The sequence below is a fragment of the Marinomonas sp. HM11-D genome (assembly GCF_057626615.1).
On the sequence record NZ_JBMMKT010000001.1, the window covers coordinates 1 to 15,330 of the forward strand.

At 45.7% G+C, this 15,330-nt stretch carries 10 protein-coding genes; 5 read left to right on the forward strand and 5 right to left on the reverse strand.

Going from position 1 to position 15,330, the window contains the following annotated elements:
* The coding region (locus ACOSVP_RS00005) for a DUF4347 domain-containing protein (protein WP_487345461.1) at positions 1–5,384 on the reverse strand (5,384 nt) is incomplete at its 3' end.
* A gap of 142 nt (positions 5,385–5,526) precedes the next feature.
* Here ACOSVP_RS00005 and ACOSVP_RS00010 point away from each other — a divergent pair.
* Complete coding sequence (locus ACOSVP_RS00010) at positions 5,527–6,408, forward strand: hypothetical protein (RefSeq protein ID WP_487345462.1); 882 nt, start codon at positions 5,527–5,529, stop codon at positions 6,406–6,408.
* 72 nt (positions 6,409–6,480) lie between these two features.
* Complete coding sequence (locus ACOSVP_RS00015) at positions 6,481–7,284, forward strand: SapC family protein (RefSeq protein ID WP_487345463.1); 804 nt, start codon at positions 6,481–6,483, stop codon at positions 7,282–7,284.
* A gap of 78 nt (positions 7,285–7,362) precedes the next feature.
* Here the strand turns inward: ACOSVP_RS00015 and ACOSVP_RS00020 are convergent, their stop codons facing one another.
* The 4 genes from ACOSVP_RS00020 to ACOSVP_RS00035 form a co-directional block, all read right to left on the reverse strand.
* A complete protein-coding gene (locus ACOSVP_RS00020; RefSeq protein ID WP_487345464.1) occupies positions 7,363–8,214 on the reverse strand; it encodes a hypothetical protein in 852 nt (283 codons plus the stop codon).
* Between the two features lie 146 nt (positions 8,215–8,360).
* Positions 8,361–9,767 (reverse strand): TolC family outer membrane protein, encoded by a 1,407-nt coding sequence (locus ACOSVP_RS00025; protein ID WP_487345465.1) that lies wholly within the window; start codon positions 9,765–9,767, stop codon positions 8,361–8,363.
* Complete coding sequence (locus tag ACOSVP_RS00030) at positions 9,768–11,219, reverse strand: HlyD family type I secretion periplasmic adaptor subunit (protein ID WP_487345466.1); 1,452 nt, start codon at positions 11,217–11,219, stop codon at positions 9,768–9,770.
* 48 nt (positions 11,220–11,267) lie between these two features.
* Positions 11,268–12,977 carry a type I secretion system permease/ATPase gene (locus ACOSVP_RS00035; RefSeq protein ID WP_487345467.1) on the reverse strand — a complete coding sequence of 570 codons (1,710 nt, stop codon included), beginning with the start codon at positions 12,975–12,977 and terminating at the stop codon, positions 11,268–11,270.
* A 300-nt stretch (positions 12,978–13,277) separates the two neighbouring features.
* On the opposite strand from ACOSVP_RS00035, the gene ACOSVP_RS00040 reads away from it, so the two are divergent.
* From ACOSVP_RS00040 to rfbB, 3 genes are read left to right on the forward strand one after another with little or no spacing between them, the layout of a single operon-like run.
* Positions 13,278–13,568: a DUF6447 family protein gene (locus tag ACOSVP_RS00040; RefSeq protein WP_487345468.1), complete on the forward strand. Its 291-nt coding sequence runs from the start codon at positions 13,278–13,280 to the stop codon at positions 13,566–13,568.
* A gap of 37 nt (positions 13,569–13,605) precedes the next feature.
* Positions 13,606–14,178, forward strand: a complete 573-nt coding sequence (locus ACOSVP_RS00045) for a hypothetical protein (protein ID WP_487345469.1) — start codon at positions 13,606–13,608, stop codon at positions 14,176–14,178.
* Between the two features lie 56 nt (positions 14,179–14,234).
* Positions 14,235–15,329, forward strand: coding sequence for a dTDP-glucose 4,6-dehydratase (gene rfbB, locus ACOSVP_RS00050; protein ID WP_487345470.1), 1,095 nt, complete (start codon positions 14,235–14,237; stop codon positions 15,327–15,329).
* Position 15,330: the final 1 nt, after the last annotated feature.

Sequence of the window (15,330 nt, forward strand, 5' to 3'; positions counted from 1 at the left end):
GCTGGTGCTGCCGTGTCCACTGTTACGCTCAACGCAGACGATGCCGTGGAGATATTGCCCGCGGCATCGGTCGCTTTGGCGGTCAGCGTATGAGTGCCATCCGCTAAGGTCGATGTGGTGATTGACCAGCTGCCACTACCATCGGCGGTCGTGCTGCCCAGAACCGTAGTGCCATCGGTATCGTACAGTGTGACACTGCTGTTGGCTTCCGCGGTGCCACTGATCGAAGGTGTGGTACTGCTAGTGAGGTTGTCAGAAGACGACTCTCCTGAGTCATTAGCAGAGGCCAAATCTAACGTCAGTGGGGCCGCTGGTGCTGCCGTGTCCACTGTCACGCTCAACGCAGACGAGGCTGTTGAGATATTGCCCGCGGCATCGGTCGTTTTGGCGGTCAACGTATGATCGCCATCCGCTAAGGTTGATGCGGTGATTGACCAGTTGCCTTGAGCATCGGCGGTCGTGCTGCCCAGAACCGTCGTGCCATCGGTATCGTACAGGGTCACAGTCGCATTGGCTTCTGCGGTGCCAGTTAAGGTTGGCGTATCGTCTTTGGTTAGATCATCCGTACTGGAGAAACCGTAGTCGGAGCTTTCCTTTAGGTCTAGAGTAGACGGAGCATCAGGGGATTGGCTATCAACTGTGGCATTATTTGTGCCATTAGTTGTAGTTGGGTTGCTAGCATTGTCGGTAGCCGTTACAGAAACATTGGCTGTGGTTGAGCTAATGCTACCTGCAACAATTGTGTAGGTTGCGGTCCAAGATCCGCTGCTATTACTAGCGGCTACGGCACTGCTACCGCCAAAGTCAGAGAAATCAACCGTGACAGAGGAAATTGTGTCACTGTTATTGTCGCCACTCGCAGTATTATCCCAAGTCGCAGTGACCGTATCGCCGATTTTAAAGGCTCCATTTGTACCTGTACCACCAGAGATACTGATGTGGTTTGCACTGACCGTCGGCGCGATGTCATCACTCACTGTAATCGTGAAGACTTCTTCATAAGTCTCACTGCCATCGTTGGTTTGCACACGTACGCTATAGCTGCCTTCGTTTAGTGTGCTGGCATCTTTTGCTTGTAGTGAGCTGCCACTGATACTGAAGGATGCGTTGTCTGTATCGCCTGTACCCGCTACGAGAGTGTAAGTGAAGCTACTGGAGTCCACATCGGTCGAGGACAGGGGACCAATCACCGCATTGGTGCCAGCGCTTTGGGCGACAGTCGTGCCGGATAAGCTAATATCGCTTGGCGCATCATTTACAGCGCTAAGGCTAACAACCGAAGCATTAGAAAGCGTCGCTGTTGCTACGCCGTTATTAGCTGTGCCGCCATTATCTGTTAGCGTGGTTAACGTGATAGTGCGGTTATTGGTATCGCTCGGATTCTCAGAGGTATTTTTGTACTTCAGTCCATCAATATAGCTTTGCCAATTAGTGCTAGAGTCCGTTTTGGTCAGTGTTACAGTGGCTGTGTTATTGCTCACTACAACCGAGTAGCCAACCGTGTTGGCAGACGTGGTTCCTGTATTAGCATCCGTCAGAGCGATAGTGTTACCATCGACCAGCAGTGATTCATCACTCCCATCTGTAACGTTGCTTACCGTTAACGTCATACCGGTAATATTTTGGCCGGATTCAATGGTATTGATAGCGGTACTGCTAAATAACGCTACTGCGCTACCGCCTTCGGTAAAGGTTGGCGTAGCAGTCGTGGTGGTTAAAGTAGGCGTATCATTTGTCGCTGAAATGGTCAGTGTGCCGGTTAAGGTATCGGTTAATGCACCGATGTCGGTGTCGGCATTGGCTTTATCATTAAAGGTTGCAGTAACCGTTCTATTGCCGGCGGTCGGATTGTCATTGCCATACATTACATAAGCAATCACCTCCATGACTGCTTCGATATCTGATTGACTCGCCGAGGTGTTAAATGTGATGGCAAGGTCAGTCATCCAGCCGCCACTAACGCTACCGATAGCCTCTCCTGAGACGCTGATGACTGCGGTATTCGGATCGTAAGTAACACTTCCGAGTGCAACTGGGAGTGAAATCAAATCACCTGTTTGATAGGAATTCAGTCCGACGGTTAATGTAGCGCCATTAAAATCTGTACTGGTATCACCATCTGTCAACGTTGGGTTATTAAAGAGGTAGACGGTGTCACCACTATAAATATTTGCCCCTGTTTGGGTGTTTTCAGTCCAAGTAGCATTGATAGTTCCGCCTAGCACTGGTGCGTCGTTTTGCGGTGTGATGGTGATATTAAAGGTTTGTCCAGTCAGCACTGCTATACTGTCTTCTCCTCCGTCCGCAAGACTAAAGCCAAAACTATCCAAAGTGGTTTCGCTGCCATCGTGCAGATATTTAACCTTGTTATCATTGATATCTTGCTGAGTGAAGGTGTCATCTTGTGCTAGCGCCTCGCCAGTATCAACTTCACCATCACTGTCAGCATCTAAGAATAGTTGGCCATAGCTAGGTGCGGTGGTAACTGTATAAGTGAGGCCAGCTCCTTCATCATCAGGATCGCCTTCATTTAATGCGGTATTGGCAATGGTCACCACCGCGCCTTCATTGACGGTGATACCGCCATTGGTCGCCACGGTTGGAGCATCGTTCACAGCCGTAATGTCAAGGTTAATCACAGGGTTACTGGCTAAACTGCCGCCGTTACCATCGCTCGCACTAATCGTGATGGTTGCCGCATCCTCACCATTAACGTTTGCTGCACCGGTATATTGGATATTGGTGGCCGTATTAAGGTAAGTATTAATATCTCCTGCCTTACCGACAAGGGTGATGACAGTGTTGCTTACCAAGGTTGCTGTGACGCCAGAGCCAGTCGTAGTACCATCAGCTGGCGTAGAGAAGGTGCCTGCAGACGCGGTTAGGGTAACTGTTAAGGTATCATTGTTGGTATCGGCAAAGGTAATGGCTGATAAATCAATATTGCTAGCCGTGTCTTCGGTAACCGCGATATCTGAAGGTGTACCAGAGACTTCGGGGGCCGCGTTTGCAAACACTAAATTGTCATAAACAAAGTTATCAACCGCAATATAGTTCTGTGTGCCTGATGTGACGAATTCAACCGTATCAATGTCGGTTGTCGCGAAGCCGGTTCCAGTCAGATCAATACGCTGCCAAGCTCCGCCTGTGGCAATTGGACTTTGACCATAATCGAAAGACGTAACCGTTGCCGTTACTACCTGTTGACCATTTAATTTACCGATCACGGTGATGGATTGACCTGCAGCTAAGACATGCTTGCCATCATCATTTGACGGCCAAACATCAAACATTAAGGCTTTAAATGTATAGCCCGAGGGCGCGGCAATACCGCCGATATTGGAGCTGCTCGCTGCCGAGCCAGTATTGTCAAAGTAGACGTTTGAGTTCCCAGTCTGTCCGGCTAAGTTAGAGCCATAATTGTCAAACTTCTGTGCCTTCATTGAGCCTGTTAGGCTGAAGGTCTGGCTTGATGAGGTGAAGCTCGTGGCGTTATGTGCGCTATCTTCAAAACGATAAGTAGCACCCGTACCATCATTTGTCAGATTGACCGTCACGGTTGCTGTGCTTGTATTATTGCTACTGCCACCGTCGTTCGCTTGAACCGTTAGTGAATAGCTGGTGGTGCCACTTTCGTAATCCAGATCACCAGTATCATTAACCCTAATCACACCAGTTGTCGAATTGATAGCAAAGGGTAAATTGCCATCTTTATCGGCGTCAGTATTACCTGCAGTAATCGAATAAGTGAGTCCCGTGTCAGTGCTGCCACTGTCGCCATTATTTGCGTCGACATCGAATACTGTTGCGTTATTGGCAATGTTCTCACTAATAGACACTGACTCAGAGGAATCGGAAAGGCTACCTTCAAAGACTGGTGGATTATTGGCAGGCGCTGCGGTAGTAATATCTAATTTAGTGTAGGAGCTTTGTAAATTAGGTGTTGTTTCATCATCTTCTGCCACCACATAAATATCGTATTCGGTATTACTGCTTAAACCACTGATATTGAAAGTGTGGGAAAAACTGCCGGAGGAAACAGATTGAGAGCCTGAGGCTACAACTGTCGCACTCCGTCCACCGCCCATATCGTAGTCCACTCCCGCTTTAATTTGCTCTGGAGAGGGAGCAAAGGCATTATTGGCGACAACGATATAGTAAAGCGTACCAGCTTCATCGATATCAGTGGTTAAATCCAGCGTCGTAGTGGAAATATTTGAGGTGGATGGTGTGCTATCAAAAGTTGGAGGTGTAATGTCAGACGACGAAACTGCTGCAGAAAAGTCCAGATTATCAACAACTAAGAAACTGTAGTTGTTGGTATCGGAGTTGGTAAAGCGGATCTCGTCAATATCTTGCCAATCACTACCAAAGGTAAGTGAGCCTCCTCGTTCAATTCCACTATACCCAGCGTCTTTTTTTAAATATGAGATTGAACCAGATGAGTCACTCGATGAAAAGTCAACATTCTCACTTACAATAAGTTGCCCATCTTTATAACCGGATACAGTATAGGATGTAGCCGCTGGTTGAGGCGTATGGATACCCGCATCGGCTTCCATTGAAACAAGTTTAAACTCTTCCCCTGCCACCGATTTTATTCTGAAATCTGCCGCACCTGGCGACATTACGCCAAGAACTGAGGGTGCTCCGTTAGTGTTGGTACCGAACATTAATACATTATCGGTATTAGAATCTTGGATAACGTAGTAATTGTTTAAATTGACCTGCGTAGCATTTACTATGGTAATAGCTGTTCCCCTGCCATTGCTTTGATCGAACTGCAAATCGCTAATAGTCGTAGTGTTTGCTAGGACCTGCGGGCTACTTATGCTGTTAAAGTCTTGATCTGTAGGTTCTAACAATACGTTATTGAAGCCGTTAGCTTTTATAGCAACAACAGTCTCGTCACCTGTCGATTGCTCCAACACCCAATCCCCACCAAGGCTCTCAGCTCCCGTTAAATCCTCCGAAGCAGCAATATCCGCACCTGTCATTTGAGCCAGCTTGCCAATAAAATCCACACCGGTTTGATCGGCGGCCACATTACAGCCATACAGCAAGATATCGCCATCTTCTGATAGTGATGCGCCAATCTGGGCCAGTTGCGTTTGGTATTGGCTTAGCGTTTCTGTCGAAAGTGTTGCACTGCCCAGTTGCTGAGCGCCATTAGCACCATGGCCCAATACATGAATCGCTTCATAATTGTTATGGGTTGCTGCCCATTCTGACATGACTTGTACACCATCTTGGTCTGGGCCGACTAAAACCACCTCCATGCCCTCAGGCAACCCATCAATTAGGGTTTGGTAGTCCGGTAGACTGGTGTCGATAAAGGCAACTTGCGTGGCACTAGGGATGACGGTGTTATCCGAAACAGACATGGAGCGATATCCTTATAAGATCAACCAATTATATTGAAAGAGATTGCGAGATTAGAGTCTAAGATAAATGTATAAAACCTGTCAGTGATTCTCTAGTATCTGTGTTCAATGTGGAAATATTTTTTAGTTCAGAAGTGTAACTATGTCTTCAATCTATCTGCCCAATGAGCCAAGCATTGCCAACCCTGAGCTACAAGAACGATTAACACAGTTTTACCTAGAGCCTGTAGTAGAAGAGCTTGAAGCGCTGTTCTTGATGGTGCGGCGCAAAATCGATCCTCATTTGGAGTCATTAAGACCGTTGAAATTAGGTAAACCCTATCCATTAGGTCAATGCCTAGAGATTTCGCAAGCCTTTGCGAAAACATTAGCTCAGTTGGACAAGGATGAGCTGAGTTCAGAGCCCTTACAGAAGGCTTTTTCTGCGCTACAAGAGTTTATAAAGTCAGGTGGTGAGTTGCGCCAAGTATGGGGCGATTTACGTGGCGAGTACTTTCAAAATGCCTTTATCTTGGGGAGTTGGTATGTAGATGTGGCCAACGATACGGTGAATCCGAATAAGCTCTCGGTTGAGATTTTGCCATTTTCGGAGTCTGGACTAAGGCCGATTCAAAATTTTGCCCACTTTGCGGTGATTGCGAAGCGCTATTGGAAAGCGGTATGTTTGCCGAATCTGACTTACCCAGAGTTAGCACCGTTTTTCCCATTGATTGTCTTGCAACCCAATGCTGCGCCTCAGTTACATGGCATGTTTGACTACATGATTGCCTTAACCATGCGCAGTGAATTTCGTATGAGTGAAGAGGCGCTTAAAGCATTGCCATTTCCTGATCACCTATTCCGAGCCTTGGCATCACAGCGGGGGGCTGATATTGAAACGGCTAGAAAGTTATCGCTGACAGCCTGTGCTCAAGCCAGAGCGCTTGGGCATCATACTTCTGACAACTCTCGCTACCAAGCTATAAGAAAGGCTCTTATAACCAATCAAGGGCTAAAAAGATTATCCGTTCACTGGAAAGGATAATTGCGTTTGTGGCGTGATTCTTATCGCGGCATAATAGTGACTGATTTTTAGTAGGGTTAAGGAGTTTGAACCATGCCAAACTGGCAAGCACTAAGTAAAGAGAAACATGCGCAGGCTGGTTGGGTATCACCCACTGGTTATCCACAAGCTAAGTCTGATGCAATCGCTCCTTTGCTGGTAGCTGAGTTAAGTCATGCATTAGCATATTACGCTATTGCCTTTGCACCATCTGATCATGGTGGTTTCCGTCTAAACGTATTGCAGTCTCTTGAAAGTGGAACCAATCTATTTATGAATGCTGCTAACCAGTGGATGGTGCCTTATGTACCAGCAGTATACCGCAGTTACCCGTTCAATATGATGCAGACTTCAGAGGGAAACCATCTGTTAGCAGTGGATCTTGATGCGCCTTTCTTTCATGAACAGTCTGAAAGCGGAGATCAAGCCGTTATAAATGAAGATGGGCAAGCCAGTGATTCATTAAAACCATTGATTAACTTTATGCAGCAACGCTTAGCGCAGCAGCAACAAACAGATATTCTCGTGGCTCAATTATCGGAGAAAGGTCTGATCGAAGAGTGGCCAATTGAATTAAAAGTGGGGCCTGCTGAAGAGGATGTGCGTCAGCTCAATGGTTTGTTCCGAATTAATGAGCGAAAACTGCAGGAATTACCCGAATCTGATCTTAGCGAATTAGCTAAATCGGGCGCCTTATCCATTGCCTATGCACAGTTGTTCTCTCAAGCTCGTTTGAAAGAGATGCAAGCACGCTTTATTCAGTTTAAGCAGCAAATACAAGTTGCAGCCCCAGTGGAGCAAGTGGATCTAGATAAGCTATTTGACGGCGAGTCTGATAGCGATGTCTTTTCCTTCTAACCTAGTCTTGGGATTTAATACCGGAGTGGTCAGAGACCTACTCCGGTATTACAACAAACCAGACTTCTTAATACCTTGCTAAGCTAGCTCGACAATCACTTCAGCAGACACTCCCACTGGCTCAATTTGCATACTGCTCATATCCGTGCTGGTAAGGCCTAGGCTGGTAAACAAGTCAGAGTAAATGCTCCAGTCGATGTTTTCCAATTGACTAACAATCATTTGAATATCCGTAACCGTGAGGCCAAACATGGCTAACGTTTCAGTGTAGACCGACCAATCAATAGCGCTGAAGTCGATGCTAGCTAATGCGTCATCTAAGTATTCGTCCAAGTTGTCTAGGTATTCGTCAACATCATCCCAAATCCAAGCTGAGCGATCGAATGTGGCATCAAAATCTGTGCCTGCAACGGCTTCATACCAATCTTCAAAGTCAGTCAGCCAGCTACTATCTGTGGCTAAAGAGTTCGCAATTTCTTGAATATTTTGCGCCCAAGCATCCCAGTCAAAGTTCATTAGCATCAGAGATAACTCATCACCGAATGTGCTCCAATCAAAGTTCTCAATGCTCGATTGGTATTCGGTCAGGATTTGATCCCAATCCTGTGAGGCAAAGGAAGTCGTATCTAGAGTCAAAATACTATCTAGATCGAAGCTGATGAGATCATCGGAAGAGTCATCTTCATTTGATGAATCATCAAGAGCGGGGGTATCTGTTGAGGTGTTAAAGCCTTGAACTGAAAAGAAAGATCTAACGGCCTCACCATCAATGCTGTCATCGCCGTAAATCTCGGCCAGCATGGCAAACGAAATATTATACTGGGCTGCGACGTTATAAATCGTTTGTGGTGTACCAATGTTGTCAATTAGAAACTGTCTGGCTTCACTTAAGCTAATGCCGTATTGCTGAAGTAGTTCTTGTGCTGTCATATCTATCTCCTTGCTTAAATAACGCAATAATTTAAAGGAAGTATAATAAATATGTATGAAATTTGAACAAGATTATTTTTTGGATATAAAAAAAAGCCAATCCAGATCATCTGGATTGGCTTTGAGTAGAGGGTTTTATCTCGTGCTTACAGCGTTTTAGCGGTAAACAGCTGATCAAAGCGATCTAATGTGTCGTCGTTTAGATGGCCTGTTTCAAGCAATAGATTCAGATCAGCTAGTAGGTAATCAGTAAGCGTTTTGGCAAACTCTAAGCGAACATCATACAAATCGGTACGAGCTTCCAGTACATCCACTTGACTACCTAGGCTCAAGTCAGCTTGACGTTCAGCCGCTTCTAGGTAAGCTTGGCTTGATTTACGTGACTCTTCAATAGCTTGTAGACGCTTATGGAAAGAGTTCAGTTGCGAATAGGCTAGCTTTACCGCCTGCTGCTTATCCGACAGAATCTTCTCATAGCGTACTTGAGCAGCATTGTAACTCTCTTCTGCTTGTCGTGCTCTGGCTGAGGTTCTACCGCCTGAGTAAATTGGCACTTCTAGGTTCAAAGAGGCAATGTAGCGAGAGCTTTCTACGTAAACGTCGTCTGAATTACGGTCGAGGTAAGTCAGTTGGAAGTTTAGAGTAGGGAGATGCTGAGCAGTTCCGGCTTCCGCTTCCAACTCTTTTGCCCTAACATTAGACATTTCAGCAAGCACTTGAGCATTATCTGCAACTTGTTGTAGCCATTGATCGCGTTCACCAGCCAGCAGATTAGGCAGTACTTGGTGACTGTTCTTCACCCAGTTCTCAGGTAGCTCAATGGTTTCACCGGTAATGTTTTCAAGAGCCGTTTTGGCATCATCTAGTTGGCTTTGGGCCTGTAATAAGTCACTTTTTGCCACATCTCTGCTTGAGCGCGCGCGTAGCACATTAAGACGATCGCCCACCCCTAGCTCATTCATACGTGTGGTTTGATCAAGTTTTAGCTGCAGTGACTCAAGTTTTTCCTGGGTGATGTAAACACGTTGGGCGGCTTGAAGTGCTTTCAGATACGCTTCGCTCACTCGGTAGATTAGTTCTTGCTCCGCACGGGTGTAGGTAAAGCTTGATTGACGCACTGTTTCCTTGGAACTGCTGTAAGCTTTCCATGCACCGACATTAATTAGGCTTTGTTGCACACTTAATTGAAAAGAGTAGTCATCTTGCGTTGCTTCAGTACGTTCTATATTTGGGTCATTAGCTTGTCCAGATAAAACTTGCTCTGGGTTTCGGACGTAGTAATCATCCACATCAGAATAGCGATAGGTTGACGTCAGGCTGACATTTGGCAGTAAGTTGGCACGACTGATATCGTCGGTTTCTTGTTCTGCTTTAAACGTGTGGTAAGCATACTTAAGCTCAGGGTCGTGCTGTTTCGCTAAATTTAAAGCGCCGCTAAAGCCTAGAGTATTGGTGTCTGCTAATGGTGTCACCTGCTCCTCAGCCATGGTGGCTGAGGTCAGACTTGAGCTGATGAGTGCAGCTAATAACTGTGGGGCAAAAGGAATTCGCATCTATTTCTCCGTTAGACTGCGTGCAAAGCTATCTGCAAGTGGCTTCACTATGTAGCTCATAAAGGTACGGTCACCGCGGCGAATCATTACTTCAGCCGGCATCCCTGGAATTAGCACCATATCGTCAGACATGTCTGTGCGACCTTGGTCAGTAATTTTAATTCGAGCTAAGTAGTACGGCGGCTCGTTACCTTGTTCTGCTTGAAGGCGGTCTGCAGAGACGTTAATGACTTCTCCCTGAATTACTTTAGTGGTGCGAGAGTTAAACGCAGAGAAGCGAATGTCAGCTAATTGGCCAATATGTACATCGTTAATGTCATTGGTCATAACACGGCTTTCAACGACAAAGCTGTCTTCCACTGGTACTAGATCCATTAGCGGGCGACCTGCATTAGCCACACTGCCAATGGTGTGGATTTTCATATCGACAATAGTGCCGTCTTCTGGAGCACGAACAATTGAACGCTCAACACGGTCCTGCGCTACTTGGTACTTTTCTAGAATATCGAAGTAGTTAGCTTGAGTTTGCTTAACTCGGTCACCCACATCTTTTAGGAAGTCTTGTTTGCGTGTGGCAATTTGATATTCCGTTTCAGTGTTTTGGATTTTCAAACGCGCCATATCTGACTTCAGCTTGTTGATGTCATTTTGAGTCGAGATAATCGAACGGTTCAACTCACGAGCACGGTTGTTATCACCTAAGCCTTCATTGTATAGGGTGGTGTAGGCTTGCTCTTCTTCTCTTAACAAATCGAGCTGTTTACCTAATCCCGAAATCTGTGCTTCCATGCCTTTGATTTGTTCATCGGTTTGTTCTAGACGAGTCTCAAGGGAATCGGCTTCTTGGCGATAAGCTGAGATACGTGCGTCTAGAAGATTCTGTTGCTGTTTAAGTGTGTCTGCAACATCCTGGTCTTGCTGAGCGGCTTGAAGTAAATCATCGGAAAACGTGAGTTCGTCAGTCAGTGCTTGCTCCGCATTTAGACGCTCTAATTCTGCTTTTGCAATCTGCAATCGCTTATAGCTATTTTCCAATTGCGCTTGGAATTGAGTGTTTTCCAACTGAATTAAAGGATCGCCAGCTTTCACGTGGTCGCCGTTACGTACGAAGATCTGATCAACAATGCCACCTTCAAAGTGTTGGATACTTTTACGGTAGGTATCGACCACGACTTCTCCTTGTGCGATCAAGGCACTGTTAAGTGGTGCTGTGGTTGCCCATAGAGCAAATGTACCCAGTGTGAGTAATAAAAAGAGTAAGCCAAATTTGATGTAGCGACCGTCGTTTGCGTCCACATCGACGTCGTCGATTACTGGTTGACTAGGTTCTTCTCGGCTAGGCTTTTCGCGCTTTACTTCAGAAGCTGGCTTTTTAACGGTCTCGATTTTCGCAAGAACCTGCCCAGTCTGAGCAGTACTTTGCTCGCTGTCTTTATCTGTTTGCTTTGTCATAATCGTGTCCAAAATCAGTGCGTAATGTTCAAAAATAAAAAGTGATGATTAAGCTCTAAGAGCCGTTTGTTCTTGCGCTTTTTGCTGCATTAATTTCTGCATCACTTCTTCTTTAGGTCCGAACATTTGCATTTGGCCTTCTTTAAGAACCATTAACTTATCGATGCTCTTAAGAATCGAAGTACGGTGACTAATCACAAAAGTGGTCACATTTTCTTGTTTTAAGATTTGCATGGTGTCACCCAGTGCTTTTTCACCTAGCTCATCCAAGTTTGAGTTCGGCTCATCTAACACTACGACCTTAGGCTCACCATAAAGTGCACGAGCAAGACCAATGCGTTGACGTTGACCACCAGACAATGCGCCAGAATCGTTACCGATACGGGTATCGTAAGCGTCTGGTAGCTGTAGGATCATTTCATGGACGCCGGCTTTCTTCGCTGCTGTAACGACTTTGTCCGCATCAAGATTGCCAAAGCGGGCAATGTTCTCGCTCACCGTGCCATCGAACAACTCAATGTCCTGAGGTAGGTAGCCAATGTAGGGGCCGATTTCATCACGGTTATAGTGTTGAACTTCTGCACCATCAATTCGTAAAGTGCCATTCATAGTCGGCCAAATACCAAGAATTGCTTTAGCTAAAGTCGATTTACCAGCAGCACTTGGACCAATGATGCCGACCAAGTCTCCTGGTTGAACGTTAAAGTTCACGCCTTTCAAAGTAGGTGTACGGCTGTTTGGCGGACCTACAAATAGGTTGACTGCTGTCAGTTGGCCTTCTGGCTTAGGCAGGCTCATATTGCGGTCTTCTTGCGGAAAGGCATTCAATAACTCTTGTAAACGAGTGCGTGCCGTACGCGCGTTGTTAAAGCCGGACCAGCTATTGATTAGCAAATCAAGCGGTGCCAGCGCACGACCCATAAGAATTGAGCCTGCGATCATCATACCTGGGGACATCTCATTAATAACAACGTAGTAAGCACCGAGGCCAAGAATCGCCGATTGGAAGATCATACGTAGCACTTTAGATAAGTTCGCAAACACGCCGGCTTTATCACTGGCTTCTGTTTGTTTATTCAAGAAGGATTTATGTTGTTTGCTCCAGCGCCCCATGATGCCTGGAAGCATACCCATTGCATGCAATACTTCAGAGTTACGAAGATTGCTTGATGCAAGGTTTTGCGCCTTCATGTTTTCGCCATTGGCCTCTGTCAGCGCTTTCTTAGTTAGCTTTTCATTAAGAATTGCAATGCAGAAAAGGATGGCACCAGCACCTAGTGCAAACCAGCCAAATGCTGGATGGAATAGGAATAAGATACCGATGTAGATTGGGAACCATGGAGCATCGAAAAATGCGAACAGACCATTCCCCGTCAGAAACTGTCGAATACTCGTTAGGTCGCTTAGGGGTTGAGCGGTACGGCGATTTGGCATTTTAACGCCCGCTTCAAACATAGCACCGTATACGCGGTGGCTTAGGAATTGATCGATTTGATTAGACACTCGAACCAGAATTCGAGATCGAACCCATTCCAAAACCCCGAGAACGGAGAACAAGAATACCATAATAAGCGTCAAGAAAAACAGTGTTTCAAGACTTCGTGAGGCCACAACGCGGTCATATACTTGTAGCATATAAAACGGAGCTGTTAGCATGAGAATGTTGATGAACAAGCTAAAGAAGCCTGCGGCCATAAAGCCACGTTTACTCGCCTTGAGTGCACTTCCTAGATCATCTATCACGTTTGACTTCTTCATAAATTTTTCGATCTTCTGATGCTGTTAAAGTTGGTTGCCGCAACAATCCTTATGTTGCGCCTTGTTTAATGCGAACATTTATTGATATTGCAACCCCAGTTTGAAAATTAAGCTTACCAAAGTGGTTTACTGAGAATGTGATTCTACTCACTTATCAAGCTCATCGGGTTAGCTAACCTATAGGCTTGTGATTTTTCTCCTTATTTATTCAATTTAACAAATTATCACTTTCTGTAATGTAACGGGATTTGTGTTAAATTAGCGCGAAATTTTATGGTTAATCTTGATTTAGAGGGGGCTATGGCGACACTAACCGTTGAAGGGAAGCAGTATGAGGTTGATTCATTGTCGGACGAAGCCAAGGCTTTGATGAACTCTGTAAGTTTCACTGATAGTAAAATTGCACAACTTGAGTCTGAACTTGCTATGGCTCGAACTGCCCGCAATGCCTATGTTCAGCAACTATTGATGGTGCTCCCTCAAAATGAGCACCCCATCAAAAAGGTGGCAACACGTAAATCTACAGCTACAACCAAATCCACTCCTAAAAAGACAGCAGCGACTCGTTCGCGAAAAAAAGCAGACTCTTAATGTCTTCTAGGGCGCTCGAATTGGATACTAAATCATTATGATTGAGCATGTTGTTCAAACCATTTCGTTGAGTTTTTCGGTCGTTGAAGACCGCTTGGAGCTGCGTTGCAAATCTGGTACACAGTCCTATCAGTTGTGGCTAACACAAAGAATGTGGCAGCAATTAACACCAGCCATCATTAAGTGGTTGGTAGATTCTGGTGTAGGTGCTCCTCATACGAAGGACTTTATTCAAGATTCCTTTTCTGAAAATAGGGCTGAGCCAGTTGAGTTACCTGAATCAGGTCATTTGGGCAACTCTATAGAAGATGAAGTTGAGGGCGACTCTTCTGAGATTGAGAGTCTAGATATCACAACAAAGTGGGTTCTGGAGCCTTGGTTATGTACAACGGCGAACTTACAGATGTCAGATCAAGCGATTCGTATTCGATTTGAGTCGGATCGTAGTCAGCATGTATTTATTTTTACTATGTCTGCGCTTGAGGCTTGCCACTTTTTACTGGCCCAAAGAAATGCCCTAAAAGATGCAGGATGGTATTTCGAGTGGCCTACTTGGCTATCGGACAGCGCAGGGCTTATTAGTAAGTCCGTTGAGACATCTTTGCACTGAGTACTGTTAATAGATATTAAATTGGATTTAACGCCTGAAAGTAGGTTAAAGAATATATGAAGTTATTAATTACAGGTGGCGCGGGCTTTATCGGAAGCGCAGTAGTGCGTCATGTCTTAGCAAACACAACCCATGAAGTAGTAAATCTAGATAAGTTAACCTATGCCGGTAACTTAGATTCTATTCCAGCGGAACTCACGCAATCTCGCTATGCCTTTGAGCAAGTAGATATCTGTGATGCATCAGAGTTAAAGCGAGTGTTCGCTGAACATCAACCTGATGCCGTGATGCACTTAGCCGCTGAGAGTCATGTGGATCGCTCTATCGATGGCCCGGGTGATTTTATTCAGACCAATATTGTTGGGACTTACACTTTATTAGAAGCGGCGCGTGGCTATTGGTCTCAGTTAGCGGAAGACAAGAAGTCAGCGTTTCGTTTTCACCATATTTCCACTGACGAAGTGTATGGAGATTTGCCGCATCCAGATGAATTTGACGGCGAAGCTAGTGAACTTCCGATGTTCACCGAAACGACCTCTTATGCGCCAAGTTCACCTTATTCCGCTAGTAAAGCCAGCTCTGACCATCTAGTTCGCGCGTGGCTACGAACCTATGGTTTCCCAACCATTGTGACCAACTGTTCCAATAACTATGGCCCGTACCATTTTCCCGAAAAACTGATCCCACATATGATTTTGAATGCCTTGGCAGGTAAGTCATTACCTGTGTATGGCGATGGCTCACAAATTCGTGATTGGCTGTATGTGGAAGATCATGCTCGCGCGTTAGTAAAAGTGGTGACCGAAGGTGTGGTGGGGGAAACCTACAATATTGGTGGTCACAACGAAAAGCGTAATATTGAAGTGGTACATACCCTGTGTGATTTGCTAGAAGAACTAGTACCACAAAAACCAGCCGGTGTGGCAGCGTATCGTGATTTGATTACCTATGTAAAAGATCGTCCTGGACACGATGTGCGTTATGCCATTGATGCCAGCAAAATTGCTGATGAACTAGGCTGGCAGCCAGAAGAAACCTTTACTTCAGGCATGCGTAAAACGGTGGAATGGTATTTAGCTAACGAAGCTTGGTGGCAGCGCGTTCTAAACGGCGCTTACAAACTAGATCGTTTAGGTGGACAGGAATCTTAAT

What these genes read in the sequence shown, in the direction of transcription:
- ACOSVP_RS00010 (WP_487345462.1), top strand. Translation starts at nt 5,527, where the DNA reads ATGTCTTCAATCTATCTGCCCAATGAGCCAAGCATTGCCAACCCTGAG.
- ACOSVP_RS00015 (WP_487345463.1), top strand. Translation starts at nt 6,481, where the DNA reads ATGCCAAACTGGCAAGCACTAAGTAAAGAGAAACATGCGCAGGCTGGT.
- ACOSVP_RS00020 (WP_487345464.1), bottom strand. Translation starts at nt 8,214, where the DNA reads ATGACAGCACAAGAACTACTTCAGCAATACGGCATTAGCTTAAGTGAA.
- ACOSVP_RS00025 (WP_487345465.1), bottom strand. Translation starts at nt 9,767, where the DNA reads ATGCGAATTCCTTTTGCCCCACAGTTATTAGCTGCACTCATCAGCTCA.
- ACOSVP_RS00030 (WP_487345466.1), bottom strand. Translation starts at nt 11,219, where the DNA reads ATGACAAAGCAAACAGATAAAGACAGCGAGCAAAGTACTGCTCAGACT.
- ACOSVP_RS00035 (WP_487345467.1), bottom strand. Translation starts at nt 12,977, where the DNA reads ATGAAGAAGTCAAACGTGATAGATGATCTAGGAAGTGCACTCAAGGCG.
- ACOSVP_RS00040 (WP_487345468.1), top strand. Translation starts at nt 13,278, where the DNA reads ATGGCGACACTAACCGTTGAAGGGAAGCAGTATGAGGTTGATTCATTG.
- ACOSVP_RS00045 (WP_487345469.1), top strand. Translation starts at nt 13,606, where the DNA reads ATGATTGAGCATGTTGTTCAAACCATTTCGTTGAGTTTTTCGGTCGTT.
- rfbB (WP_487345470.1), top strand. Translation starts at nt 14,235, where the DNA reads ATGAAGTTATTAATTACAGGTGGCGCGGGCTTTATCGGAAGCGCAGTA.